The 26,205-nt window shown below is 68.0% G+C and carries 28 protein-coding genes; 20 read left to right on the top strand and 8 right to left on the bottom strand.

The window, feature by feature from the left end; translation table 11 throughout:
• The first annotated feature begins 13 nt into the window (after nt 1-13).
• Entirely contained in the window at nt 14-928 is a 915-nt protein-coding gene (locus C5C07_RS05945; RefSeq protein WP_004977503.1) for a hypothetical protein, read from the top strand.
• Nucleotides 929-940: 12 nt separating this feature from the next.
• On the opposite strand, the gene C5C07_RS05940 is transcribed toward C5C07_RS05945, so the two are convergent.
• Complete coding sequence (locus C5C07_RS05940; protein WP_004977506.1) at nt 941-1,438, bottom strand: NYN domain-containing protein; 498 nt, start codon at nt 1,436-1,438, stop codon at nt 941-943.
• 391 nt (nt 1,439-1,829) lie between these two features.
• On the opposite strand from C5C07_RS05940, the gene dapA reads away from it, so the two are divergent.
• The 11 genes from dapA to psmA all read left to right on the top strand — a co-directional run bounded on the left by dapA (nt 1,830) and on the right by psmA (nt 10,807).
• On the top strand, nt 1,830-2,747 hold the full coding sequence (gene dapA, locus C5C07_RS05935) for a 4-hydroxy-tetrahydrodipicolinate synthase (protein WP_004977507.1): 918 nt from the start codon (nt 1,830-1,832) through the stop codon (nt 2,745-2,747).
• Nucleotides 2,744-3,505, top strand: a complete 762-nt coding sequence (gene dapB / locus C5C07_RS05930) for a 4-hydroxy-tetrahydrodipicolinate reductase (protein WP_004977508.1) — start codon at nt 2,744-2,746, stop codon at nt 3,503-3,505. The genes dapA and dapB overlap by 4 nt, the downstream gene beginning before the upstream one ends.
• Entirely contained in the window at nt 3,502-4,344 is an 843-nt protein-coding gene (locus C5C07_RS05925; RefSeq protein ID WP_004977509.1) for a 2,3,4,5-tetrahydropyridine-2,6-dicarboxylate N-succinyltransferase, read from the top strand. Before dapB ends, C5C07_RS05925 begins: the two co-directional genes overlap by 4 nt.
• Complete coding sequence (gene lysA / locus C5C07_RS05920; RefSeq protein WP_004977510.1) at nt 4,341-5,588, top strand: diaminopimelate decarboxylase; 1,248 nt, start codon at nt 4,341-4,343, stop codon at nt 5,586-5,588. The genes C5C07_RS05925 and lysA overlap by 4 nt, the downstream gene beginning before the upstream one ends.
• Nucleotides 5,589-5,608: 20 nt before the next feature.
• Complete coding sequence (gene dapF / locus C5C07_RS05915) at nt 5,609-6,475, top strand: diaminopimelate epimerase (RefSeq protein ID WP_115804723.1); 867 nt, start codon at nt 5,609-5,611, stop codon at nt 6,473-6,475.
• Nucleotides 6,472-7,569 (top strand): M20 family metallopeptidase, encoded by a 1,098-nt coding sequence (locus tag C5C07_RS05910; RefSeq protein ID WP_115804722.1) that lies wholly within the window; start codon nt 6,472-6,474, stop codon nt 7,567-7,569. Before dapF ends, C5C07_RS05910 begins: the two co-directional genes overlap by 4 nt.
• A gap of 50 nt (nt 7,570-7,619) precedes the next feature.
• A complete protein-coding gene (locus C5C07_RS05905) occupies nt 7,620-8,174 on the top strand; it encodes a BGTF surface domain-containing protein (protein ID WP_004977513.1) in 555 nt (184 codons plus the stop codon).
• Nucleotides 8,175-8,247: 73 nt separating this feature from the next.
• Complete coding sequence (locus tag C5C07_RS05900) at nt 8,248-8,943, top strand: RNase P subunit p30 family protein (RefSeq protein ID WP_004977514.1); 696 nt, start codon at nt 8,248-8,250, stop codon at nt 8,941-8,943.
• Nucleotides 8,927-9,553: a class I SAM-dependent methyltransferase gene (locus C5C07_RS05895; protein ID WP_115804721.1), complete on the top strand. Its 627-nt coding sequence runs from the start codon at nt 8,927-8,929 to the stop codon at nt 9,551-9,553. Before C5C07_RS05900 ends, C5C07_RS05895 begins: the two co-directional genes overlap by 17 nt.
• A 9-nt stretch (nt 9,554-9,562) precedes the next feature.
• The gene (locus tag C5C07_RS05890; protein ID WP_004977516.1) at nt 9,563-10,042 is read left to right on the top strand and encodes an Rpp14/Pop5 family protein; all 480 of its coding nucleotides are present in this window, start codon (nt 9,563-9,565) and stop codon (nt 10,040-10,042) included.
• A 6-nt stretch (nt 10,043-10,048) separates the two neighbouring features.
• Nucleotides 10,049-10,807, top strand: coding sequence for an archaeal proteasome endopeptidase complex subunit alpha (psmA, locus tag C5C07_RS05885; protein ID WP_004977517.1), 759 nt, complete (start codon nt 10,049-10,051; stop codon nt 10,805-10,807).
• Nucleotides 10,808-11,042: 235 nt separating this feature from the next.
• On the opposite strand, the gene C5C07_RS05880 is transcribed toward psmA, so the two are convergent.
• The 6 genes from C5C07_RS05880 to purH form a co-directional block, all read right to left on the bottom strand.
• Entirely contained in the window at nt 11,043-11,396 is a 354-nt protein-coding gene (locus C5C07_RS05880) for a hypothetical protein (protein WP_004977518.1), read from the bottom strand.
• 25 nt (nt 11,397-11,421) lie between these two features.
• Nucleotides 11,422-12,174: an NRDE family protein gene (locus tag C5C07_RS05875; protein ID WP_115804720.1), complete on the bottom strand. Its 753-nt coding sequence runs from the start codon at nt 12,172-12,174 to the stop codon at nt 11,422-11,424.
• Between the two features lie 111 nt (nt 12,175-12,285).
• Nucleotides 12,286-12,483, bottom strand: coding sequence for a hypothetical protein (locus C5C07_RS05870; protein ID WP_115804719.1), 198 nt, complete (start codon nt 12,481-12,483; stop codon nt 12,286-12,288).
• Nucleotides 12,484-12,550: 67 nt separating this feature from the next.
• Nucleotides 12,551-15,022, bottom strand: coding sequence for a dihydropteroate synthase (gene folP, locus C5C07_RS05865; RefSeq protein WP_115804718.1), 2,472 nt, complete (start codon nt 15,020-15,022; stop codon nt 12,551-12,553).
• Nucleotides 15,023-15,179: 157 nt separating this feature from the next.
• On the bottom strand, nt 15,180-15,605 hold the full coding sequence (locus tag C5C07_RS05860) for a universal stress protein (RefSeq protein ID WP_004977521.1): 426 nt from the start codon (nt 15,603-15,605) through the stop codon (nt 15,180-15,182).
• Between the two features lie 224 nt (nt 15,606-15,829).
• Nucleotides 15,830-17,407: a bifunctional phosphoribosylaminoimidazolecarboxamide formyltransferase/IMP cyclohydrolase gene (purH, locus tag C5C07_RS05855; protein ID WP_050458881.1), complete on the bottom strand. Its 1,578-nt coding sequence runs from the start codon at nt 17,405-17,407 to the stop codon at nt 15,830-15,832.
• Between the two features lie 189 nt (nt 17,408-17,596).
• On the opposite strand from purH, the gene purB reads away from it, so the two are divergent.
• The 8 genes from purB to C5C07_RS05815 all read left to right on the top strand — a co-directional run bounded on the left by purB (nt 17,597) and on the right by C5C07_RS05815 (nt 25,169).
• Nucleotides 17,597-18,988: an adenylosuccinate lyase gene (gene purB / locus C5C07_RS05850; protein ID WP_115804717.1), complete on the top strand. Its 1,392-nt coding sequence runs from the start codon at nt 17,597-17,599 to the stop codon at nt 18,986-18,988.
• A gap of 316 nt (nt 18,989-19,304) precedes the next feature.
• Entirely contained in the window at nt 19,305-20,378 is a 1,074-nt protein-coding gene (locus tag C5C07_RS05845; RefSeq protein ID WP_115804716.1) for a glucose 1-dehydrogenase, read from the top strand.
• Complete coding sequence (gene gfcR, locus C5C07_RS05840; protein ID WP_004977525.1) at nt 20,375-21,007, top strand: transcriptional regulator GfcR; 633 nt, start codon at nt 20,375-20,377, stop codon at nt 21,005-21,007. The genes C5C07_RS05845 and gfcR overlap by 4 nt, the downstream gene beginning before the upstream one ends.
• A gap of 96 nt (nt 21,008-21,103) precedes the next feature.
• Nucleotides 21,104-21,448 (top strand): glutaredoxin, encoded by a 345-nt coding sequence (locus C5C07_RS05835; protein WP_004977526.1) that lies wholly within the window; start codon nt 21,104-21,106, stop codon nt 21,446-21,448.
• A 168-nt stretch (nt 21,449-21,616) separates the two neighbouring features.
• Nucleotides 21,617-22,183 carry a hypothetical protein gene (locus C5C07_RS05830; protein ID WP_004977527.1) on the top strand — a complete coding sequence of 189 codons (567 nt, stop codon included), beginning with the start codon at nt 21,617-21,619 and terminating at the stop codon, nt 22,181-22,183.
• A 137-nt stretch (nt 22,184-22,320) separates the two neighbouring features.
• Complete coding sequence (locus tag C5C07_RS05825) at nt 22,321-23,298, top strand: phosphoadenosine phosphosulfate reductase family protein (RefSeq protein ID WP_004977528.1); 978 nt, start codon at nt 22,321-22,323, stop codon at nt 23,296-23,298.
• 134 nt (nt 23,299-23,432) lie between these two features.
• Nucleotides 23,433-24,386 carry a phosphoadenosine phosphosulfate reductase family protein gene (locus tag C5C07_RS05820; protein ID WP_115804715.1) on the top strand — a complete coding sequence of 318 codons (954 nt, stop codon included), beginning with the start codon at nt 23,433-23,435 and terminating at the stop codon, nt 24,384-24,386.
• A 72-nt stretch (nt 24,387-24,458) separates the two neighbouring features.
• On the top strand, nt 24,459-25,169 hold the full coding sequence (locus tag C5C07_RS05815) for a diphthine--ammonia ligase (protein ID WP_050458878.1): 711 nt from the start codon (nt 24,459-24,461) through the stop codon (nt 25,167-25,169).
• Between the two features lie 39 nt (nt 25,170-25,208).
• Here C5C07_RS05815 and C5C07_RS05810 read toward each other — a convergent pair whose 3' ends face one another.
• Nucleotides 25,209-26,177 carry a sugar phosphate nucleotidyltransferase gene (locus tag C5C07_RS05810; protein WP_004977531.1) on the bottom strand — a complete coding sequence of 323 codons (969 nt, stop codon included), beginning with the start codon at nt 26,175-26,177 and terminating at the stop codon, nt 25,209-25,211.
• Between the last annotated feature and the right edge of the window lie 28 nt (nt 26,178-26,205).

Genomic DNA, 26,205 nt, shown 5'->3' with positions numbered 1-26,205 from the left:
GACACGTCGAGGTATGGCTGCGATTAGCTCCCTCCAGACCGCCCTCCGAGGCATCCGTTCGAACCCGGTGTTGTTCCTCGCCGGGCTCGCCTTAGGTCTCGTCACGCTCCCGCAACTCGCCACGCAGTTGGCGCAGATACCCATCGTCCCGACCGCCCTGATGGCGGTGACGTTCTTCGTCACGCCGTTCGTCGCCGCCGGCCTCTACGGGATGGCCGACGAGGCGGTCGACAGCGGGGGGTCGACCTCGCTTTCGACCCTGACCGACGTCGGCCGCGAGAAGTACGTCCCGATGCTCCTCGCGAACATCGTCCAACTCGGCATCGTCATCGCCTTCGGTATCGTGTTCCTCATCGCCGCGGTCGTCATGGCCATCTCGCTCGGCCTCGGCGGCCTCGCCGCCGGCGGTGGCGACGTCTCCAACTTCGCTCTCGGCGGCGGCTTCCTCGTCGGCCTCGCCGTGCTCGGCCTCATCGGGCTGGCGTACTTCGTCGTCATCTTCCTCGTTCAGTTCTACCCCGTCGCGGTCGTCGTCGGCGACAAGGGCGCAATCGAGTCGTTCGGCGAGAGCTACCGACTCGTCCGGAACAACATCGTCCCCTCGCTCGGCTACTCGGTCATCCGGTTCGTCGTCGGCCTCCTCATCAGCATCCCCGTCACGGGATTCATCGTCTTTCGGACGTTCCAGAACGTCCAGCAGGTACAGGACGCGGCGAACCCCGCGGCGGCGCAGGCGGGTCTCGGATTCTCGCCGACCGAAATCGCCGCCATCGCCGCCATCTCGCTGGCGACGCAGATGGTTCTGGCGACGTTCCAGTACGTCTACGCGGTCGCCTTCTTCGAGGCCCACGACTCGGGCTCGAACGGACCGGCCGGAACGGCCGGGCCCGATATCGACGGCGACTCGGTGATTCCGCAGTTCGAATAATCGCCCTGCGACCTACAGCAGGAACGTCTCTTTTCGTTCGGAGAGGTCGATGAACGCGTCCGCCGCCTCGACGAGTTCGTCCGCGGTGGACTCCTTGAACGCCATCACCTCGACGCGGACGCCCTCGTGGCGGAGGTGGGTACAGAGCCGCTCGAAGTCGCCGTCGCCCGAACAGAGGACGACCGTGTCCACGTGGTCGGCGAGGCTGACCGCGTCGAGCGCGATGCCGAGGTCCCAGTCGGCCTTCTTCGAGCCGTCGCCGAACGTCTTGATGTCCTTGATTTTCGTCTCGAAACCGATGTCGACGAGTGCATCGAAAAAACTCCCCTCGTCGGGCGAGTCCGCTCGGATGACGTAGGCGATGGCGCGGGTGAGCGCGCGGCCCGCCGTTCCCTTCTTGAGGAGCGACGAGTAGTCGATGTTCCGCGAGTACAGACTCTGTGCCGTATGGTAGAGGTTCTGCGCGTCGGCGAGGATGGCGACGCGCTGGTCGGGGTGAATCTCGGTCATTCGTACGACGCTTGGGCGGCGCGGGCTAATAACCGTCCGGGGAGGCGGGCACGCGTCGGACGAGTGTCCACCTCGGTGACCGGAAACCGGACGGAGAGCGCCCCAAAGCCGCCGGAGGCGGGCCGTCGAGGTCCGGCAGGTCCTGCAGACGACGCAAGTTATATTACGCTTCCAGCACCTGCATCCGGTGTGAACGACGCGACGCGGCCCTCGGAGGTCACCACACCCTCGACAGCGTCGCGTGCCGCTTTCTTTTCGAAAAAACGTGCGTACTGAATCGCTCGTTGCGGGAGTAGCGACCCCGTCTCGGGCGGCCTTCGGCTGACGCACGTTCCGGTCACACGACCGATACCGACCTTCCCACGACCGTCACCACACCCATCACCGACACATGACATCATTCGACTTCCGCGGCGTCTATCCCGCGATGACCACGCCGTTCCACGACGACGGCAGTATCGACTTCGAACAGTTCCAGGCCGACGTGCGACGCCTCGAAGAGGCCGGCGTCGACGGCATCGTGCCCGTCGGTTCGACCGGCGAGTCGGCGACGCTCACCCACGACGAACACGTCGAGGTCGTCGAGGCGGCCGTCGAGGCCGTCGAGGACGTGCCCGTCGTCGCCGGCTCCGGGTCGAACTCGACCCGCGAGGCGCTCGAACTCTCTCGGCGCTCCGCCGACGCCGGGGCCGACGCGCTGCTTCTCATCTCGCCGTACTACAACAAGCCCGAGCAGAGCGGTCTCGTCGAGCACTACCGGACCATCGCCGACGAAATCGACCTGCCGCAGATCGTCTACAACGTCCCCGGGCGCACCGGGAGCAACATCCTCCCCGAGACGGCCGCGACGCTCGCCGAGCACCCGAACATCACCGCCTACAAGGCCGCCAGCGGCGACCTCGGCCAGATTTCGGAGGTCGTCGAGCGGACCCGAGACGAGCAGTTCGCGGTGCTGTCGGGCGACGACGCGCTCACGCTCCCGATTCTCTCGGTCGGCGGCGTCGGAGCCATCTCGGTCACGGCGAACGTCGAGCCCGCGCGCGTCGGCGCGATGGTCCACTCGGCGCTGCAGGGCGACTACGAGCGCGCCCGGGACATCCACCACGACCTCGCCCCGCTGAACCGCCACCTGTTCTCCGAGACGAACCCCATCCCGGTCAAGGAGGCCATGGAGATTCGGGGTTACGGCCCGGCGAGCCTGCGCCCGCCGCTCACCCGCCTCACCGAGGAGAACACCGAGGAACTGCGCCGCCTGCTGTCCGACCTCGAAGCCGAACAGGCGATTCCGGACGGGGGTGCTGCCGAGTGACGGTCTCTCTCGGCGTCACCGGCGCGACCGGCCGCATGGGCGGGGAAGTCCTCGCCGCGGCCGCCGACCGCGACGACCTCTCGGTCGCCTTCGCGGTCAGCCGCTCGCCCGGCGACGAGGTCGAGGGCGTCGCCGTCGAGGACGCGGCCGACTTCGCCGACCTGCTCGCCTCGCGCGACCCCGACGTCGTGGTCGACTTCACCGGCCCGGGTTCCTGCATCGAGTACGCGTCGGCCTGCGCGGAGGCGGGCGTCGGCTTCGTCACCGGGACGACCGGGCTGAGCGAGGGCGGCTTCGACGCGCTCCGCGAGTCCGCATCGGAGGTCCCGGTGCTGTACGCCTCGAACTTCTCGCGCGGCATCGCGGCGCTCCGCCGGGCCGTCCGCGAGGCGGTTCCCGCCCTCGACGGCTACGACATCGAACTCACGGAGACGCACCACAACGCCAAGCGCGACGCCCCGAGCGGAACGGCGCTGACCATCCTCGACGACATCGACGAAGCACGCGGTGAGTCCCCGCGCGTCCACGGCCGCGAGGGCGAAGCGCCCCGGTCCGAGGGCGAAGTCGGCGTCCACGCTCGCCGGGCGGGGGATATTGCCGGTGAGCACGAGGTATTACTGGCTGGAAATCACGAGTCTCTTTCACTCACGCACCGCGCGGGGTCGCGGGGTGTCTTCGCCGCCGGCGCGCTCGACGCCGCGGCGTGGCTCTCCGACCGCGACGCCGGGTGGTACGACTTCACCGAGGTACTCGAATGAACCTGGAATCCGACGTACGAGACCTGTGGCAGCGATACAACGACGGCGACGTGGACGCCGAATCGGCGACCGTCGACGAACTCGACACGCTCGACGCGTTCCTCGACGCCCTCGAAGCGGGCGAGGTGCGCGCCGCCGAGAAGACCGGCTCCGACGTGACCTCGTGGGAGGCCAACGAGTGGGTCAAGCGGGGCATCCTGCTCAACTTCGGCCTGCGCGAGACGCTCGCCCGCGAGTACGGCGACGTCCGGTACCACGACGTGCTCCCCCTGCGCGACACCGAAGACCTCGGCGAGCGCGGCACGCGCAACACCCCGGACGGCACCGCCATCCGCCGCGGCGCGTACCTCGGCTCCGACTGCATCATGATGAGCCCCTCGTTCGTGAACGTCGGCGCGCACGTCGGCGACGGCACGCTCGTGGACTCCTGTGACACCGTCGGCTCCTGCGCGCAGATCGGCGCGAACGTCAAGCTCGGCGCGAACACGCTCATCGGCGGCGTGCTCGAACCCGTCGAGGACGCCCCGGTCGTCGTCGAAGACGGCGCGGCGCTCGGCGCGGGCTGTCGAGTCACCTCCGGCTTCGTCGTCGGCGAGAACTCCATCGTCGGCGAGAACACGCTTCTGACGCCCCGAATCCCCGTCTACGACCTCGTGGACGAGGAGATTTACTACGGCCACCTGCCCGCGAACCGCCGCGCCTTCACGCGCTTCGTGGAGTCGTCGCTCGGCGACCACGACCTGTTCGCCGGCGGCGCGTACAAGCCCGCGGTCGTCGCCCTCGACATCGAGGACGACACCCTCGACGCCACCCGTCGAGAGGAGGCGCTGCGCGAATGAGCGGCGGCGGGCCGGCCGTCCGGCGGCTCTCGGACTGGGACCGCGAGCACCTGCTGTCGCTCGCCGACGAGTTCGGCTCGCCGCTGTACGTGACCGACCTCCGTCGCGTCCGCGAGAACTGTCACCGACTCCGCGAGGCGTTCCCCGAGGCGCACGTCAGCTACGCCGTCAAGGCCCACGCCGGTCGCGCGGTGCTCGAAACCGTCCGCGAGGCCGGCGTCGACGCCGAGTGCGCCTCCGCGGGCGAAGTCGAGCGCGCCCTCGACGCCGGCTTCCCCGGCGAGCGCGTCCGCTACACGGCGGTCAACCCGCCGGACGCCGACCTCGACCACGTCGTCTCGCGGTGGGAGTCGAACCCCGAGATGACCGTCACGGTCGGCGCGGCGGACACTATCGACCGCCTGCGCGAGCGCGGCTTCGACGGTCGGCTCTGCCTTCGCGCGAACCCCGGCGTCGGCGCGGGCCACCACGAGAAGGTCACGACCGGCGGGCACGCGAAGTTCGGCATCCCCATCGACCGCGTCCCCGACATCGCCGCCGACGCGCGCGACGAGTTCGACCTCGTCGGCGTCCACGCCCACGCGGGAAGCGGCATCTCCGGCGACGACCTCTCGGCGCACCGCGAGTTGGTCCGCCGGATGGGCGACCTCGCCCGAGAGGTCGGCGACCTCGAATTCGTCGACGTGGGCGGCGGCTTCGGCGTCCCCTACCGCGAGGACGAACCGCCGCTCGACCTCGACGCCGTCGCCGACGCGACCCGCGAGGCGCTCGGCGAGGTGGACGCGCGACTCGCAATCGAACCCGGCCGCTACGTCGTCGCCGACGCCGGCGTCCTCCTCTCGCGGGTCAACACCGTGAAGGAGGCCCCCGAGACGACCGTCGTCGGCATCGACGCTGGTATGACGACCCTGCTCCGACCGGCGATGTACGACGCGTACCACGCGATTTCGAACCTCTCTCGGCCCGACGCCGACCCGGTTTCGACCATCGTCGCGGGCCCCGTCTGCGAGACGAGCGACGTGTTCGCCGACGGCCGCGAACTCCCCGAACCCGAGCGCGGCGACTGTCTCGCGCTCGGCAACGCGGGGGCGTACGGCTACGAGATGGCGAGCACCTACAACTCTCGTCCGCGCCCCCCGGAAGTCGTCCTCGACGCCGACGGCCCCCGACTGGCCCGCCGGCGCGAGACCCTCGACGACGTCACCGCACTCGAACGAACCGCATCCGAGCACATCCCCAACTGACCAAGCACCAACACAGAATCATGAGCGTACTCAACACCGTTCCCTTCGAAAAGTTCCACGGCACTGGAAACGACTTCTTCGTCGTCGACGCAGACGACCCGGTCCCGGACCGACCCGCCTTCGCCCGCACCCACTGCGACCGCGAGGCCGGAATCACCATGAGCGAGAGCGAACGCCGCGGCGCAGACGGCGTCCTGTTCCTCGCGCTCGAATCGCGCTACGACCCGCCGCGGGTCGTCATGACCCTCGTCCAGCCCGACGGCTCCGTCGCCGCCATGTGCGGCAACGGCGCTCGCGTCGCGGCCGCGTGGGCCGCCGAGCGAACCGGCACGAACGAAGTCATGATAGACACGCCCGCCGGGACCCGCCGCGCGAGCCTCGACGGCACCGACGTGACCGTCGAGATGGGCGCGCCCTCGTTTGCGCCCCGCGACGTACCGCTCGCGTCCGACGACGAACTCGTCGACACCGAGGTCGAGGGCCTGACCGTCACGGCCGTCAACACGGGCGTGCCCCACGCCGTCGCCTTCGTCGACGACGTGGACGACGTGGACCTCGAATCGGTCGCGCCGGCGGTCCGTCACGCACCGGTGTTCACCGAGGGCGCGAACGTCACGCTCGCCTCCCCCGACGGCGAGGGCGGCTTCCGTCAGCGCACCTTCGAGCGCGGCGTCGAAGGCGAGACGCAGTCCTGCGGCACCGGCGCGGTCGCCGTCGTCGCGGCCGCGAAGCGACTCGGACACGTCTCCGGTGACGACGCCGTAACCGTCACCCCGCCGGGCGGCGCGCTCTCCGTGACCGTCCCCGACGAGGGCTCCGCGCTCCTCGGCGGACCCGCCGTCTACGAGGGCGACGGCGAAGCCGACATCGTCTTCCGCGAGCGATGAGCGGCGACGCCGACGGGTTCGACCCCGTGGCGTTCCTCGAACGGGCCGTCCCCGTCGCGTCGAACGACGACGTGGGCGAGATGCGCGACCTGCTGGTCGAGACGCTCGAAGCCGAGGGCGTCTCCCCGACCGTGGACGACGCCGGCAACACCGTCGCCTCGAAGGGAGCGGCGGAGCCGGCGACGCACCTCGTCCTCAACACGCACATCGACACCGTCTCGCCGCACGTCCCGTACGACCGCGACGATGGCGTCATCCACGGCCGCGGCTCCTGCGATGCCAAGGGCCCACTCGCGGCCCTGCTTTCGGCCTTCTTCGCCGCCGACCCCGGCCCCGACGCCCGAGTGACGCTCGCCATCACGCCCGACGAGGAACTCCTCTCGACGGGCGCCGCCGAACTCGACCTCGACGGCGACATGTACATCGTCGGCGAGCCGACCGGCCTCGACGTCTGTACGGCCGCGAAGGGTCGGTTCGAGGGAACGGTGTCGCTGTCGGGCGTCGCCGCGCACGCGGCCGAGCCGCAGTCGGGCGTCAACGCCGTGGACGCGCTCGCGTCGGTCCTCGACGCGCTCCGGTCGTTCGACGACGACCGCGAGGCCCACCCCGAACTCGGCCCGGCGACGCTGACGCCGACGATGGTCGACGGCGGCGCGAACTCGAATCAGGTGCCCGCCGACTGCCGACTCGTGGTCGACCGCCGGAGCGTCCCGCCGGAGACGGCCGAGGGCTTCCGCGAGGAACTCGAATCGACGCTCCGGGCCGCCGCGCCCGACGACGTTGGCGTCGACTTCGCGCTCACGGAGCGCCCGACGCCGTTCCTCGAAGCGTTCGCGACCGACCCCGACCACGAACTCGTGACGGCGCTCGCTGCGGCCTCCCGAGACGCCGGCGGGCGGGCGGACGTCCGGCCCTTCACGGCCGCGACCGAGGCCTCCTACTTCTCGCCCGCGCCCGTCGTCGTCTTCGGTCCCGGCGACCTCGCCGACGACGAGGGCGCGGTCGCGCACGCCGACAGAGAGTACGTGCGCACCGACGACGTGCGAACCGCGGCCGCCGCGCTCCGCGCCGCCGTCGCCGCGCTCACCGCCTAACTGTTAATTAATCAAAACGTACTTGTTGTCCGAACGATACGTTTCGGACGATGCGCCCTCCCCATCTCGTCGTCTCCCTCCTCGTCGTCGTCGCGCTGTCGCTTCCGGGAGCCGTCGCCGCCGACGGCACCGTTATCGACCACTCCGGCGAGGGACTCACGCTCGACGCGGCCGATGACGAGCACATCCACGGGACGACCTCGTTCTCGTCCGGGACGCTCATCGGCGTCCGCGTGAAGTCCGTGGGTGACACCCACCCGTTCCTCGTCTCGAAGGCCGTCCGCGTCGGCGAAAACGGCACGTTCGACGTCACGTTCGACCTCTCGGAGCTGTCCCAGCTCCGCGGCGGTCCGGTTCAAGTCTCGATTCGCCACAACCAGCAGTCTATCTACCAAGAAAACGCCACGCTCGTGACGCACAACATGCCCGGTGACTCGACGCTCACGCCCGACGTCGAGACCACGGCGACGACGACCGAAACGGCCCCGCCGTCGACGGCGACGACGACCGATTCGCGGTCCGGGTTCGAGGTCCCCGGCTTCGGCGTCGGTGCGGGCGTCGCCGCGCTCTGCCTCGCGTCGTTCGCTGCGTACGCCCGGTTCTGACGGTCCGTCGCCCTCCCTCGCGCCGGAGCCCCGGAACGCAACGCCCTTTTCCCACCCGTTCCTGTGTCGGCGTATGTACGAGGCGGTCTACGCACACCCCGACGGCGAGAGTACGGCCAGCCGCGCCGCCGTCGCCGCCGGTCGGTACGACTACGACGGCGTCGTCGTCCGCGCGCTCGACGCCAGCCCCGACTACGACCGCCTGCGCGACGACCTCGACGTGGACCTCGTCGACGCCGTCGAAATCGACGCGTCGAACCCGGAACGCGCCAGCGGCGCGGTCGGGAACTACCGCCCGCAGCGCGAACTGCTCATCCTCCGCGGCGGCACGAACGCGCTCAACCGCTTCGCCGTCGAACAGCCGCGAGTGGACGTGCTCTCGCGTCCGATGGACGGCGACGGCAACTTCAATCACGTCCTCGCCAAGGCCGCCCGCGACAACGGCGTCCGCGTGGAGTTCGACTTCGGTCCGGTGCTTCGAAGCGACGGGGGGACTCGCGTACAGGCGATTTCGGCCCTTCGGAAGCTCCGCGAACTCGTCGAGTACTACGACGCGCCCTACGTCGTCTCCGCGACCCCGTCGTCGCACCTCCACCTGCGGAGCCCCCGCGAGCTGGCGGGGCTGGGCGAGGTCATCGGCTTCGACCCCGAGCAGGTGCTCGACGGCCTCCGCGAGTGGGGTCGCCTCGCGGCGCGCAACCGCGAGCGCATGTCCGAGTCGTTCATAGCCCCCGGCGTCAAACGGGGACGGTATGAAGAAGACGATTGAGGAACACGCCGCCCGCTTTTCCCACATCGCCGCGGAGTACGACGATTCGCAAGACAGCGATGAGTACCGCGCGTGCGTCTCGCTCGTCGTCCACTACGCCGACCCCTCCCCCGAGGACGTGGTCCTCGACCTCGGCACCGGAACGGGCGCTATCGCCCTCGCGCTCGCCCCCGACGCGAAGCGCGTCGTCGGCCGCGACATCAGCGAGGGGATGCTCGAACAGGCCCGAACCAAGGCGGCCGAAGTCGGCATCGAGAACGTCGAGTTCGGCGAGGGCCGGTTCCGCGAACCGAACGTGGACGACGACGAGCAAATCGACATCGTGGTCACGAACTTCGCCATGCACCACCTCTCCGACGAGGAGAAACGCGAGGCAATCGGGGTCATCGGCGACCTCGAACCCCGGCGGTTCGTCCTCGGCGACGTGATGTTCTTCGGGACGCCCGACCCCGACGAGCCGTTTTACTCGCCCGAGGTGGACGACCCCGCGACCGTCGGCTTCCTCGCCGACGCGCTCACGGACGCCGGGTTCGTCCTCACGGCCGTCGAGTCTGTCCACGAGCAGGTGGGCGTCCTCGTCGCCGAGCGAGCGCCGACCGCCGACGAGTGAACTGAGCCGATGAAACACCTGCCCAAACACCTCCGGCCGCGGCGGCGGTACCTCGCCGTCGAAGTCGAGACGTGGCCCGACGCCGACCTCGGCCGCGGGCCGTTCCAGCGCGAACTCTGGTACGCCGCCCAGAACCTCTACGGCGACGCCGGGAGCGCCGACGCCGACCTCACCGTCCTTGGATTCGACTACGCCGACGGTATCGCCGAGACTATCGTCCGCGCCCGTCGCGGTCACGTCGAAGACGCCCGGGCCGCGCTCGCCTGCATCGACGCCGTCGGCGGCGACCCCGTCGGGGTGAGAGTGCGAGGCGTCTCGGGGACAGTGCGTGCCTGTTCGGAAAGGTATTTACACGGCCGGGCCGGAATTTCCGAGGAGAGAACCGTCGTGTTCGAGAACGAATCCCGAACCGCCGTCGTCCGCGACTCACTCTTGGACGTCGGCGGTCCGGACGGGTTCACGGGCGCGACGCAACTCGATTTCGAGTGATATTCCATGCAGGGACAAGCGCAACAACAGGCGTACGACCGCGGGATTACGATCTTCTCGCCGGATGGTCGACTCTATCAGGTCGAATACGCTCGTGAGGCCGTCAAGCGCGGCACCGCGAGCATCGGCGTGCGAACGCCCGAGGGCGTCGTCCTCGCGGCGGACAAGCGCTCTCGATCGCCGCTGATGGAGCCGACGAGCGTCGAGAAGATTCACAAGGCGGACGACCACATCGGCATCGCGAGCGCCGGCCACGTCGCCGACGCCCGCCAGCTCATCGACTTCGCCCGCCGCCAGTCGCAGGTCAACCGCCTCCGCTACGGCGAACCCATCGGCATCGAGACGCTGACCAAGGAAGTCACCGACCACATCCAGCAGTACACGCAGGTCGGCGGCGCGCGCCCGTTCGGCGTCGCGCTCCTCATCGGCGGCGTCGAAAACGGCACCCCCCGTCTCTACGAGACGGACCCCTCGGGGACCCCCTACGAGTGGAAGGCCGTCTCCATCGGAGCCGACCGCGGCGACCACCAAGAGCACCTCGAAGAGAACTTCCGCGACGACCTGACCCTCGACGAGGGTATCGAACTCGCGCTCGAAGCCATCGGCTCGACCAGCGAGGAGGGCACCTCGCCCGACGGCGTCGACGTGGCGACGGTCTCCGCGGAGACCGAGCGCTTCGTCGAGCTGTCTAACGACGAAATCGAGAGCTACCTCGAAGCCAACGACCTGTTGGCGACCGAGGACGACGAACAGACCGAAGAGTAAACCGCGTCCCGCGGTTCCCGTTCTCGCGCGTTCTTCTTCGACTCCCATCCCCCCGAGCGACCGCACCGTCGGCTCGGACGCGGCGGGCGGAGCGTCGCGTCGCTCACGGTCGGTGACGGGTGCAAGCGAGACGCTGAACGGGATGAAAACAGACCCGGACGGAAGGGAAAACGGACCGGAAACAGAATCGGGAAAGCGGTCGTCTATCGGGTTCTCGAACGAGACCGCGGTCGTCTCAGTACTCCTCGTAGGCGAGATTCATGAGCCACTGCGAGAAGGCGTTGCTGTTGGCGTTTATCTCTTCTTCACCGATGAGCGGCGAGAGCATGTCGCCCGCCATCAGCATCGAGAAGCTGAGGTCGCGCGCGGCGGGTTCGAGGTAGTAGGTGGTGTGGCCGTTGTAGACGGTCTCGGTTCGCTTGATGAGACCGAGCGACTCCAGCACCTCGGCGATGCGGCTCCCCTTCCGGGAGGAGATGTCGAGTTCTTTCCAGAAGTCGCTCTGGTGGATGCCGCCCGACTCGCGGATGAGTTCCAGTCCCGCGTGCTCGTCGGAAGAAAGGTCTTGCTCGGCTTCGCTCGCGCTCATACCACCTACACGTCGTGCGAGCGGTTTAATCCTGACGTTCGACCGGTTCGAAGGCGGTCTGACACGGCGGGCCGTCGGCGAATTCGTAGGCGAATTCCGCCTCGCCGAGCGTGATGACCGACGACGAGCGCGTGCCGAACCGACCCTCCGGGTCGTGGACGCAGACGCCGAAGTCGTGGTCGCCCAGCGCCGCCTTCGCCCGCTCGCGCCACGCAGTCACCGACTCGTCAGGCTCGGGCTGGAGCGCCTCCTCCAATCGCCGGGCGTTGTCGGCCTGCCGCTCCCCAACTTCGGGCCGTCGCTCGGGGACGAACCACGAGTCGGGCGTGCCGACGTTGACGACCACGCGGACGCCGGGGTCGAAGTTCCGAACCGAGACGCTGCCGTCCCACTCGAAGAACAGCGCGGCGTTCTCGTCGGCGACGACGAGGTTGAAGCCGTCGTAGGTGTGGTCGTCGACCGCGTGTTCGACGAACCGGGCGGCGTCCTCGGCGGTCTCACGGCGGAGCGCGTCGCGGACGAGGTGCCCCCGGGAACGCTCGCCGCCCCCCGCGACCTCGACCCAGCGGTTGGTGATGCCGACGAAGACGCCGGCGTCGTTGTAGCCGACCCACGTCCCGCCCGCCTCGGCGTCCCGCGGGGCGACGATTGCGGGACCGTCGCCGTCGTCCCACCGCCGTGGCGGTTCGGCGGGCCTGCCGAGTTGCTCGTCGCGGTTGGCGGCGACGACGACCGGCGCGTCTTCGAACACCTGCCACGCGAGGATGAGTGTGCACACGAAGAGAGAGTAGGCACCCGGCGCAGAAAAACACCGGCTCCGACTGCTGACCCGGCCTCCGGCTCCCGGTCCAGTACCTGATTCGGCTCCCGAACGACCGGGAAACGCCACTCACTTGTCGGACCGCTCGTCGAGTTTCGTTTCCAGTTCCGCCACTCGGCGTTCGAGGTCCCGCCGCGGTTCGAGCACCCGCGAGGCGACCGCCTTCGCGGCGAGGCCGCCGGCGAGGAGAAGTATCAACAGGAGGGGAACGGCGACGACCAGCACGTGTGGGAACTCCGTCGAGAGCCAGTACGGGAGGAGGGACATACGCGAATCGAATCAAGTGTGTGACAAGAATTTGTCGAAGCGCGGGACCTGAGCCGGCAGCCGCGTCTCAGTCTTCGCTCTCCGAGTCGCCTTCGAACCGGCTCGGGTCCCGCGAGGCGAGCGCGACGTTCACGGCCGCGACGTTCTCCGGCACGTCGTGGACGCGGACGATGTCGGCCCCGCGGTCGGCGGCGATGGTCGTGCCCGCGACGGTCGCCGCGAGGTTGTCGCCCGGCTCCTCGCCGACGAGCGAGAACATCGACTTGTGGGAGTGGCCGACGAGAATCGGACAGCCGAGCGCGGCGAACTCGTCGGCGCGCCCGAGGAGTTCGAAGTTCTCGGCCTTCGACTTCCCGAAGCCGAGACCGGGGTCGACGATGAGGTTCCGCCGGGGGATGCCCGCCTTCTCGGCGAGTAACACCAGTTCGGTCAGTTCGTCGATGACGTCCTCGACCACGTCGTCGTAGTCGACCTCGCGGGACGGGTCGACCGGCGCGTCGATGCTGTGCATCACGATGACGGGCGTGTCGCGCTCGGCCGCGAGAAAGCGCATCTCGGGGTCTTCGAGGCCGGTCACGTCGTTGAGGATGTCCGCGCCGGCGTCGAGGGCGGCCTCGCCGACGGCCGCCTTCCGGGTGTCGACCGAGACGAGCACGTCGAGGTCGGCGATGGCCTCGATGACGGGCGCGACGCGGCGAATCTCCTCGTCGACCGGGACCTCGTCCGCGCCGGGACGGGTGCTCTCGCCGCCCACGTCGATGATGTCTACCCCGGCGTCGACCATCGCCCGCGCCTGTTCGACGGCGTCGTCGATGTCGTAGAACTCCCCGCCGTCGTGGAAGCTGTTCGGCGTCACGTTCAGGATACCCATGACGGCCGTGCCGTCGTCCCACGGGTACTCGCCGGCGTCGTCGCGGTCGGTGCCGCTCGCGCCGAACGCCTCCCGAATCTCCGCTGCGACCCCCGCGAGCGCGTACGGCCGGGCTTCGAGGGCCGCCGTCAGTCGCTCGAACTGGTCGAGCGTCCCGGTCAGGACCACGTCGACGAGTTCGCCGCCGAACTCGTGGCCCGAGACGGCGCAGTCGCCGCCGACGGACAGCAGTTCCTCGCGGAGCACTCGGGCCTGTCGGCGCTGGACGCGGGTGTGGACAGTTCGATTGACCGCCCGCTTCGCGCGCGCCCCCCGGTCGGCGGCGTCCGACACGTTCGCGCGTTCGAGCGTCCGGCGAGCGTCGTCGAGGGTGCGGTGGGATTTCGGGACGACCGCCCGCGTCCACGTCGTGCGCGCCTCGGCGACGACGTACAGCGAGCCGACGACGAGCACGCAGTCGTCCGGGGCGGCGCGGGCGCGAGCCAGGTCGAGCGCCGAGGCGACCGCGCCGCCGGTCTCCACTTCGGGGCCGTCGAGTCGCTCGAAGACGGACGACAGAATCTCGGGGTCTTCGCCCCGCGAGATGTCCGCCTTGCAGGTGACGACCGACGCGACCTCCGGGAGCGCTCCGACCATCTCGCTGTGGTCCTTGTCGTGCATCGCCCCGTAGACGAGGTGGAGGTCGTCGTAGTCGAACTCGTCGAGGACGGTGGCGACCTGCGCGCAGGCGTCGGGGTTGTGCGCGCCGTCGAGGACGACCGTCGGCTCCGTGCCCATGACCTCGAACCGACCCGGCCAGTGGGCGTTTCGGAGGCCGCGGTGAATCGCCTCCTCGTCGATGTCGGGGCGGACCTGCCGGGCGATCGAAACGGCGATACCGGCGTTTTGCGCCTGATACGCGCCCAAAAGCGGGATTCGAACGTCGAGCGTCTCGTCGTCGGTCTCGACGGTGACGGCGGCCTCCTGGTGGTTGACGCGGCCGCCGTAGGAGGCGCGAACGTCGGCGTCGGAGCCGGCGTCGCCGACGGTCAGCACGTCGCCGACCTCCTCGCGGATGACCGACAGCGCCTCGCCGGTCGCCCCGGTTACGAGCGGCGCGTCGGCGGGCGCGACGGCCGCTTTCGTCTTCGCGATTTCCGCGACGGTATCGCCGAGGACGGCGGTGTGTTCGAGCGAGACGTTGGTGACGGCGCTGGCGACCGGGTCGACGGCGCTCGTCGCGTCGAGTTCGCCGCCCATCCCGACTTCGAGGACCGCCACGTCCACGTCCGCGCGGTCGAAGTACCACAGCGCGAGCGCGGTCACGGTCTCGAAAAAGGTCAGCGGCTCGCCGTCGGCGGCCCGCTCGACGAGGTACGGCTTGGCTTCGGCCACGAACGTCGACAGCGCGGCCTTCGGAATCTTCCGGCCGTCGACGCGGATTCGCTCCCGCACGTCGTCGAAGTGCGGCGAGGTGTAGAGGCCGACGTGCGCGCCCGACTCGCGCAGTATCGCGTCGACCATCCGGGCGGTGCTTCCTTTGCCGTTCGACCCCGCGACCTGCACGAACGACACGCCTTCGTGGGGGTCGCCGAGGTGAGAGAGCAACCGCTGAATCGACTCGGTCCCCGGCTTGACCTGAAACCGCCGGAGGTCGAAAAGGAAGTTCACCGCCTCGTGGTACTCCATACGCGTGAGAAACCGGACGGTGGGCTTAGGCCTAACGCTCCACGTCACTCCTGCGACACGACGCCGGTCGCCCGACAGCCCCGACCGCCACCGCCGTCATCGGCGACGCTCCGCGGGCGACCCGGAACGTCACCGGAGTGCGCTTAACGCGCCGGAGTCAGTCGATATGAACGACGAGCACCGGGCGCTTGGCGTTCTCGATGACGCGCTCGGTGACGCTCCCGAGCGAGGTGAGTTTGTCGCGACCGGTCCGCCCGTGGGTTCCCATGACGACCACGTCGACGTCGTGTTCGTCGGCGTAGTCGAGGATGACCCGGTGCGGCACGCCGTCGCGGATTGCGGTCGCCGTCGAGGCCTTCCCCTCGCACTTCTCGGCGCACCGCTCGACCGCCTGTACCGCGTCGTCGCGGAGCGACTGGATGACCGCGTCCTGTTGGTCGCCGCCGGCGGCGAGGTACACCCGCTGGTCGACGACCGACAGCACGTGAATCTTCGACTCCGCGTCGGCGAGTTCGAGCGCGTGTTCGACCGCCTGCATCGTCCCCTCGCTCCCGTCGGTCGGCACCAGGATGTGTTCGTACATACCTCTGTGTTCGCCTCGCCGACACTTGAAGGGACACCGTCGGTGTTAGGACGTGGGAACGGTCTCGGGGCGTCTGGAAGTGAGAGAGGAGATGCCCAGTCGTGCCCAAAATCGCGCGAGACTCACATTCGTTCATCTCACTGACTTCCGTCACTAATCGTGGCGGAAACACCGAAGCACTCCCTCCGGTCGTGCTTCGAGCTTTAGACGCTCCTTCGCTCCGCTCAGTCGTGTCTAAAGCACCGCTGGCCGGTGAAGACCATCGCAATTCCGCGCTCGTCGCACGCCTCGATGACGTCCTCGTCGTTCACCGAGCCGCCGGGCTGGATGACCGCCTCGATGCCCGCGTCGGCCGCCTTCTCCACGCCGTCCGGGAACGGGAAGAACGCGTCGGAGGCCATGACGGCTCCCTGCGCGTCTTTGCCCTCGGCGTGTTCCTCAGCCTTCATCGCGGCGAGTTCGACCGCGTCGACGCGGGAGACCTGCCCCATGCCGACGCCGACCGTCTCGGTGCCCTTGGCGAAGAGAATCCCGTTGGACTTCACGTGCTTCAGGACCTTCCACGCGAACAGCATCGTCTCCAACTGCTCGTCCGTGGGTTCGGTCTCGGTGACGACTTCGAGGTCGTCCAGCGTCGGCGTCCAGAGGTCGCGCTCCTGAACGAGTCGCCCGCCGACGAGCGCCTTCTCGGTGTACGTCTCGGTCCGGTCGCCGAGTTCGCCCACATCGAGGACGCGGAGGTTCTTCTTCTCGGTCAGCACGTCGAGCGCGTCGTCGGTGTAGCCGGGCGCGACGACGACTTCCTTGAACGAGTCGATGATGAGTTCGGCCGTCTCGGCGTCGCACTCGCGGTTGAGCGCGACGATGCCGCCGAAGGCGCTCATCGGGTCGGTGGCGAGGGCGTCGGCGTAGGCCTCCGCGAGCGTGTCGGCGGTGGCGCAGCCGGCGGGGTTCGTGTGCTTGATGACCGCCGCGGCGGGCTCGTCGAACTCCTTGATGATGTTCAGCGCGCCGTCGGCGTCGTTGTAGTTGTTGTACGAAAGCCCCTTCGCGCCCTCGTTGAGCTGGGGCGCGCCGACGACCGACGCCTCGTCGCACGTCTCGTCCACGTAGACCGCGGCGTCCTGGTGCGGGTTCTCGCCGTAGCGGAGTTCGTCGTAGCGGTCCTCGGAGGTGACGCGGCGCTCGGGCAGCCCGGCGTCGACGTCGCCCTCGACGGTGACGGAATCGTCTTCGACCGTCACGCGGCCCTCGGCGAACCAGCGGACTGCGCGCGGGTAGGCCTTGAACTCGGCGTCGTAGAGGACGCGCGATTTGAGGTCGTCGGCGTCGTCGTCGGTGTAGACCGGAACGGCCTCCTGCGTGACGATGGGGCCGGCGTCGACCTCCTCGTTGACGACGTGGACCGTACAGCCGGTCGTCTTGACGCCGGCGTCGAGCACCTGTTCGTGGGCGTCCATGCCGGGGAACGCGGGGAGCAGCGACGGGTGGACGTTGAGCGTCGTCGGCGCGGCGTCGAGGAACGTCGAGGTGAGCACGCGCATGTAGCCGTCGAGGCAGACGAGGTCGAAGTCGTAGTCCGCGAGGGCGTCGAGGATGCGCTCCTCGTGGGACTCGCGGGCCTCGTCGTCGCCGCGCTCGACGACTTCGCTGGGGATGCCGTGTTCGTCCGCCCAGTCGAGGACGGGCGCGTCGGCGCTGTTCGAGACGACGACGCCGAGTTCCGCCCCGCCGGGGGCGCGGTCGGCGACGTTGCGAAGGTTTCGTCCGCGGTTGCTCGCGAGACCGGCGATGGTGACCATGTGAGAAAGGGGACTCGCGGCCCTCAAAGTGGTTGCGGTCCTCGACGGCAATATATACTCGATTGTGTATATGTGCGACGACACGCAGCCGCAGAGCGCGTCTGAGTGGGCATACTTGTGCGCAAGTATCGCCTCCGCGGCGGCGACGAACCCCCGGCGTTTAACCTCCCCCATCGTGACGACTCAGACATGACCGACGCCGACCGGCACGACCCGCTGTACGCGGTGTCCCCGCTCGACGGGCGATATGCCTCCCGAACCGCACCCCTCGCGCCGCACGTCAGCGAGGCCGCCCTCATGCGCGCCCGCGTTGAAGTCGAAGTGGAGTACCTCCTCGCGCTCGCCGACCTCGACGCGACGCCGCTTTCGTTCTCCGAGAGCGAGCGCGCCGACCTCCGAGCGCTCTACGAGGCGTTCGACGCCGACGACGCCGACCTCGTGAAACGGCTCGAAGTCGAGGGCGCGGAAGGCTTCTCGGCGACGAATCACGACGTGAAGGCCGTCGAGTACTTCATCCGAACCGAGACCGACGAGTCGGTCCACCCGTGGATTCACTTCGGGCTCACCTCCGAGGACGTGAACAACCTCGCCCAGCGTCTCATGGTGAAGGGCGCGGTCGAGGAGGTCCTCGTGCCCGAACTCCGGGACACCCGCGACGAACTCGTCTCGCTCGCGCGGGAGTTCCGCGACGTGCCCATGCTCGCGCGCACTCACGGGCAGCCCGCGACCCCGACGACGTTCGGCAAGGAGATGGCCGTCTACGCCGCCCGTCTCGGTCGGACGCTCGCCCGCGTCGAGGCCGCGACCGACGAACTCGCCGGCAAGCTCGCGGGCGCGTCGGGCGTCTACGCCGCCCACGTCGCCGCCTACCCCGACGTGGACTGGCGGGCGTTCTCCCGCGAGTTCGTCGGGTCGCTCGGCCTCGAACACACCGCGCTCGCCACGCAGGTCAACCCCTGCGACGACCTCGCGGCGCTGTTCGACGCCGTCCGCGGCGTCAACAACGTCCTCGTCGACCTCGACCGCGACGCGTGGCTCTACGTCTCCGACCGCTATCTGGGACAGGAGGCCGTCGAGGGCGAGACCGGCTCGTCGACGATGCCGCACAAGGTCAACCCCATCGACTTCGAGAACTCCGAGGGCAACCTCTCGAAGGCCAACGCGGACCTGACGTTCCTCGCCGACTACGTGACGACCTCGCGCCTCCAGCGCGACCTCTCGGACTCCACGGTCAAGCGCAACGTCGGCGCGGCGTTCGCCCACTGCCTCATCGGCTACAAGAAGACCCAGACCGGCCTCGGCAAGGTCGTCCCGAACGAGCAGGTCATGCGCGACGAACTCGACGACACGCCGGCCATCATCGGCGAGGCCGTCCAGACGATTCTCCGCCGCGAGGGCGACACGCAGGCCTACGAGCGAGTGAAGGAGCTCACCCGCGGCCGCGAGGTGACCCTCGACGACTTCCACGACCTCTTCGCGGACCTCGACGTTGACGAGGAAACTCGCGAGGAACTGCTCGCGCTCACGCCCGCGACGTACGTCGGTCTCGCGGACGAACTCGTCGACGACATCGAGAACTGAACCGTCGACCGGGTCGTCGGAACGTCGGCCCGGCGAAGCGGTACGCTACTTTCTGCGGTCGGTCGAACGCGTCGCTGAGCCGAGCGACCGTCAGGAGAAAACCGAGACCGCCTCAGAAGCCGACGGGCACGGGGTATCGGCTTCGGTGCGGTTCGGGCACGGGTTCGGCGAGCGCCGGCACGGTTGGGCTGGACAGGCTGGTCCGCGCGAGGCGGTTCGTCATGGGCTGGTGCGACGACGCAGGGCGCTCACCGTGGCTGAATTATTTACTCATCATAGAATAAGTCTTTTGGTGGGGTGGTGCATTGGTGGGGGTATGAAAGCAATCGCCGTCAAGCGCGGGGAAGACAAACCGGTCGTCATCGAGAAGCCGCGACCGGAACCCGACGTCGGGGAGGCGCTCGTCCGAACGCTTCGGGTCGGCGTGGACGGGACGGACCACGAGGTCATCGCCGGCGGCCACGGGGGGTTCCCCGAGGGCGAAGACCACCTCGTGCTCGGCCACGAGGCGGTCGGTATCGTCGTCGACCCGAACGGCACCGAACTGGAGGAAGGCGACATCGTCGTGCCGACGGTCCGCCGCCCCCCGGCGTCCGGGACGAACGAGTACTTCGAGAAGGACCAACCCGACATGGCTCCCGACGGGATGTACGCCGAGCGCGGTATCGTCGGCGCGCACGGGTTCATGTCCGAGTACTTCACCAGCCCGTCGGACTACCTCGTCCGCATCCCGCGCTCGCAGGCCGAACTCGGCTTCCTCATCGAGCCCATCTCCATCACCGAGAAGGCCCGCGAGCACGCCTACGCGAGCCGCTCCGCGTTCGACTGGACCCCCTCGTCGGCGCTCGTCCTCGGCAACGGGAGCCTCGGACTCCTGACGCTCGCCATGCTGAAAGCCGACGATAAGGGCTACGAGGACCTCTACTGCCTCGGTCGACGCGACCGCCCCGACCCGACCATCGACATCATGGAGAAGCTCGGCGCGACCTACGTCGACTCCCGCGAGACCTCGGTCGAGGAGATTCCGGACGCACACGAGCACATGGACTTCATCTACGAGGCGACCGGGTTCCCCAAACACGCCATCCAGTCGGTACAGGCGCTCGCGCCGAACGGCGTCGCGGCGCTCCTCGGCGTCCCGAGCGACTGGGAGTTCGAGGTCGACGCCGGCGCGTTCCACCGCGAGATGGTTCTCCACAACAAGGCGCTCGTCGGCAGCGTCAACTCCCACGTCAAGCACTTCGAGGCCGCGACCGTGACGTTCACCAAGCTCCCGCGGTGGTTCCTCCGCGACCTCGTCACCGGCGTCCACCCGCTTTCGGAGTTCGAAGCAGCATTCGAAGACGACGACACCACTATAAAAACGGCCATCGAATTCGATACTGTATGAAGAACGTCGACGACCTCATCGCCAGCGCGGCGGAGCTCGCGGACCGTGGCCTCTCGAAGGGCGAGATTGCCGACGAGTTGAACGTCTCCCGCGAGACCGCAAGCTGGCTGGTCGAACGGAGCGGCGCGGCGACCGAACCCGAACCCCAGGTAGAGCCCGACGGCCCCGACGACATCCACGTCGATTGGAACGCCATCGGCAGCGGCGGCAAGCGTCTCACCTACGTCGGGCGCGCGCTCGCCGACCTGCTCATGGAGACGAACGGCGAGGCCGACGTGACCGTCGGTATCGAGAAGGCGGGCGTCCCCCTCGCGACCTCCGTCTCGCGCGAACTCGAAACGACCCTCGCCGCCTACTCGCCCGCGAAACACCAGTGGGACGAAGGCGACATCGAGGACCTCGGCGGCGGCTTCTCCCGGAACTTCGCCCCCGTCGAGGGACGGAACTGCTTCATCGTCGACGACACGGTGACGAGCGGTACGACCCTCCGCGAGACTATCGACGCCATCCGCTCCGAGGGCGGCGAACCCCTCGCGTGCGTGGTCATCGTCGACAAGCAGGGCGTCGAAGAGATAGACGGCGTCCCGGTTCACTCGCTCATCAACGTCGTCCGCGTCGGCGAGCAGTAACGCCCAGCACGGGCCGCCGCGCAGTCGGAGTCGGCCCTGCGGACCGAACCCACCGGCGACGCAACTCCTTTGTCCGCCCGGCGGTTATCTGGGCGCATGACGTTCCAACCGGAGAGCTTGGACCCAGAGGAAGTACAGTCCCGCGTCGACGAAGCCGTCGCGGACAACCGCGTCGTCCTGTTCATGAAGGGTAACCGCCTGATGCCGCAGTGCGGCTACTCCGCGAAGGCGGTCGACCTCATCTCCCAGTACGTCGACGAGTTCGAGACCGTCGACGTGCTGCCCGCGCTCCCGCACTACCGCGAGGCGCTCAAGGAGAAAAGCGACTGGGAGACCATCCCCCAGACGTTCGTCGACGGCGAGTTCGTCGGCGGCAGCGACATCCTCGAAGAGCTCGACGAACGCGGCGAACTCGAAGCGACGCTGACCGGCGCGAACTGACCGCCGGAAGCGACCCCGGCAGACCGCCGGACCGCGGCCCGACGCCGACTTCTTATCTGTCGCCTAACGAGAAGGGGAGGCCATATAAGCCTCGAACTCGTACATGCACACAGGTATCGCCATCCGGGTGCGCCCGCACCGTGGCTCTCGTCGATACCGAAGCCAACAATGTCAGGCCGCGTATATCGACTCCATTCGACGTTGGAACTGCCACTCGAAGACGTGATGGACTACTTCGAAAACGACCCAGAACTGCCGCCTGAGGTCGAGAACGTAGACATCACCCGCCGAAACAACACCCTCATCATCAAAGCCGTCTCCGCCGACGACAACCTCAGCAAGTACACGCCGACGGCCCAGTTGAAAGCGAGCGTGACGGAAAATCGCGTCTACGAGGAAGAGCCGCCCCGAGCGGGCGCGCCCAACTGGGGAGACGACGAAGAAGAGGAGATACCCTCCGAACTCGTCGAGTTCGCCTGCTTCAAAGGCGACCTCGAAACCGTGCTCCAGAACACGGCGCTCCAGTACCCGATGTTCCTCGTCCTCCGCGAGATCGCGATGCTCTCGGAGAAGGGGACGCTGACCGCTATCACCGAGGAAAGCGACGAACTCCAGGCGACGCGCATCGTCGAGGGCGAAGTCCGCGCCGCCTCCGTCGAAGTCGTCGAGAACCCCCAGCAGAACGGGTCCTCGGACAGCGGAATCAACTGGCGCGACAACAAGTTCATCTCCTAACCGCGTCGTATCTTCCCACCCCGTCACCGCCGAGCCACGTGAGTCAGCGGCCCAAATCGTGTTCGGCGGTATCACGCATCACACTAATCCTCGGGCAAAAAGCATTTACACCGCCTAATTAGATGTAATTACACATCATGTCGGAAGCCGAAGCCTTCCCGGACTACCTCGACGTCGACTACACCGACGGCGAGGGCGAGACGCCGGAGGACTACCCGAGTATCGAGGACAAAATCGAGAAGGCCATCGAGGTCACGAAGCAGGGACTCGAGCAGTACGAGAACCCCGCCGTGATGTGGACCGGTGGCAAGGACTCCACGCTCACGCTCTACTTCATCAAGGAGGTCGCAGAGCGCTACGACCTCGAAGTCCCGCCGGCGGTCTTCATCGACCACTACCAGCACTTCGACGAGATCATGGACTTCGTCAAGCACTGGGCCGACGAGTGGGACCTCGACGTCATCTGGGCCCGCAACGAGGACGTCGGCGCGTACGTCGACGAGAACGGCCTCGAACCCGGCGACGACATCCCCGTCTCGGAACTCTCCGAGCACAACCAGCACCACATCCGCAACATCCTCGAGTACGAAGAGGACACCTTCCCCTTCCTGCTCGACACCTACGTCGGCAACCACCTGCTGAAGACCGTCGCGCTCAACGACACGCTCGAGGAGTACGACATCGACGGCGTCATCTCCGGCGTCCGCTGGGACGAACAGGAAGCCCGCGCCGACGAGACGTTCTTCAGCCCCCGTCACAACCCCGACATCTACCCCCCGCACGACCGCATTCAACCCATCCTCCAGTTCGAAGAGAGCGCCGTCTGGGACGCCTTCTGGTACTTCGCGGTCCCGGACACCGTCGAGAACTACCCCGAGGACGGCTACGTCCCCACGAGTGACACCGACCTCCCCGAGGGCGTCACGCAGGAGGACGTTCCCGTCTCGCCGAAGTACTTCGCCGGCTTCCGGAGTCTCGGCAGCGAGGTCTCGACCGACAAGTCCGCCGAGGAACCGGCGTGGCTGCAGGACATGGAAAACACGACCGAGCGCGCGGGCCGCGCCCAAGACAAAGAGGACCTGATGGAGCGCCTGCGCGACCTCGGCTACATGTGAAGTCGGTCGACGGCTAACCCGACGAGACGTTCTTTTTCGACGCTGGCTCCCCGACGCCGACTGCAGAGAGTGACCGCGACTGCGACTGTCTCGCAGCGGAAACAGGGATATCCTCGGCGAGCGACATCTGTGGCATGAGCCTCGCGTTCCCCGACTATCTCGACCTCGACTACGCCGACGGCCGAGACCAGACCGCCGCCGACTACCCGACGCTCGAAGACAAACTCCAGAAAGCGGCCGCGGTGACCGCGACCGCCCTCGAACAGTACGAGCGCCCGGCCGTCATGTGGACCGGCGGCAAGGACTCCACGCTCGTCCTCTACGTCGTCCGCGAGGTCGCCGCCGACATGGGCGTTCCCGTCCCGCCCGTCGTCTTTATCGACCACTTCGAGCACTTCGACGAGACCGAGGCGTTCGTCCGCGAGTGGGCCGACCGATGGGGCCTCGACCTCGTCGTCGCCCGCAACGAGGACTTCGCGCGACTCGGCGCGTCGCCCGGCGACGAGATTCCCCTCTCGAAGCTCGGCGACGACACCCGCCGCGAACTCGCCCGCCTCGGCTACGAGGGCGAGACCATCGTCCTCGACGCCGACACCTTCGAGGGTAACCACCTGCTGAAGACCGTCGCGCTCAACGACACACTCGAAGACCGCGGCTTCGACGGCGTCTTCTCGGGCGTCCGCTGGGACGAACAGGAAGCCCGCGCCGACGAGACGTTCTTCAGCCCCCGTCACGACTCCGAGAGATATCCGCCGCACGACCGCGTCCACTCCATCCTCCAGTTCGAGGAGGCCGACGTGTGGGCGGCGTTCTGGAACTACATCGTCCCCGACTCGGTCGAAGGCTACCCCGCGGGCCACGTCCCCGCCGCCCTCGACGACCTGCCCGAGGGCGTCGAACCCGCCGACCTCCCCGTCTCGCCGAAGTACTTCGAGGGCTACCGCTCGCTCGGCACCGAATCCGGCTCCGCGAAGTCCGACGACCGACCCGCGTGGGTGCAGGACCTCGGCGCGAGCGCGGAACGCGAGGGGCGCGCGCAGGACAAAGAGGACCTGATGGGTCGGCTTCGCGACTTGGGTTACATGTAATGCGAGCTGCTCGAAACGAGTCCGCGGCGTCCACACCGTAGCGCCTATCTCCCCCAACACGCTATCGCCTCCATGACAGCCGAGTGGGTCAGCCTCTTTTCGGGCGGGAAGGACTCCTCGTGGGCGCTCTACCGCGCGCTCGAGGAGGGTCTGAACGTCACCCGTCTTCTGACCGTCCACCCCAGCGACGACTCGTACATGTACCACGTGCCGGCGACCGACCTCGCCGCGCTCGCCGCCGAAAGCACCGGCATCGAACTCGTCGAGGTCCACCCCGGCGACCTCGAAGCGACCGACGCCGACGACTCGGGCGCGCAGGGCGACGCCGAACTCGAACCCCTCGAAGCGGCGCTGTCGGACCTCCAATCGGAGATCGACCTCGCGGGCGTCACGGCCGGAGCCATCGAAAGCGAGTTCCAGACCAACCGGATTCAGGCGATGTGCGACCGCCTCGGAATCGACCTGTTCGCCCCGCTGTGGCAGGAAGACCCCCGCGAACTCGGCGACGCCATGCTCGAGGCGGGCTTCGAAATCACCATCATCCAGGTCGCGGCCCACGGCCTCGACGAGTCGTGGCTCGGCCGGACGCTCGACGCCGACGCGCTCGACGAACTGGAGGCGCTCAACGAGCAGTACGGCGTCCACATTCTCGGTGAGGGCGGCGAGTTCGAGACGCTCGTCACCGACGGCCCGCACATGGACCGCCCCATCGAGCTGGAGTACGAGACGGAGTGGGAGGGGACTCACGGCAGGCTCCGCATCACCGACGCGTACCTCGGCTAAGAAAGAGCGTCCGCGGTTACAGTTCGGACCGCGTTCGCGTTACTGGCCGTTCGTCAGCCGCGAGTGCGCCCCGATGAGGGCGTTCGAGAGGTCGAGGCTCTCGATGTGCGTCTCCTCGTCGACGATGGAGTTCTTCAGCTCCGCGTTTCGGATGACCGCGCCGGGGAAGACCACGGACTCTTCGAGCACGGAGTCTTCGACCACCGCGTTGGCCATCACGTGGACGTTGGTGCCGACCTCGGTGTTCGTGAGCGTCGCCGACTCGTGGACGAAGTTCTCGCCGCCGAGGTACCACGCCACGGCGTCGAGGTAGCTCTGGGGCGTGCCGATGTCGAACCACGCGCCGTCGAACGTGTAGGCGAACACGTCGCCGTTCTGCTGGAGCCACTGCATGAACCAGCCGGGCTCGTCGGGGTTGTTGTCGCCGGAGAGATACTCGTCGAACTTGGGCAGGTCGTCCGCCGGGAAGGCGTAGCAGGCGATGGAGACGAGCGTGCTCTTGGGGTCTTCGGGCTTCTCCTGGAAGTTGATGACGCGGTCGCCGTCGAGTTCGACGAGGCCGTAGGACTTCGCGCGCTCCTTGTCGCCCACGTCGTAGGCGGCGAGACACGGCTCGTTTTTCTCGTAGAAGAAGTCCACGAAGTCGCCCACGTCGAAGCTGATGAGGTTGTCGCCCGCGATGACGACGAGGTCCTCTTCGACCTCCTCGCGGTCGATGAGCTGGGCGAGCGCGCCCACGACGCCGAACTTCTCGTCTTCCTCGCTGGTGTCTTCGACCGACAGCGTCGGCTTTTCGAACGGCGATTCGTCGATGTACTCCTCGAACGCGCCGGCGAAGCGCTCGTTCGTGCTCACGAACACCTCAGAGACCCGGTCGTCGGCTTCCAGGTCTTCGAAGATGGTGTCGATGACCGTCTGGTCGCCGACGGGCAAGAACATCTTGGGTCGGTGTTTGGTAATCGGCCACAGACGCGTTGCGTACCCACCGGCAAGGACGACTGCCTTCATATCCCCCAAATCCCGCCACGTGGACAAG

The organism is Haloferax sp. Atlit-4N (genome assembly GCF_003383025.1).
Taxonomy (GTDB): domain Archaea; phylum Halobacteriota; class Halobacteria; order Halobacteriales; family Haloferacaceae; genus Haloferax; species Haloferax gibbonsii.
Note: the sequence above shows the minus strand (reverse complement) of the source record. Positions and strands in the feature narration are given on the sequence as shown.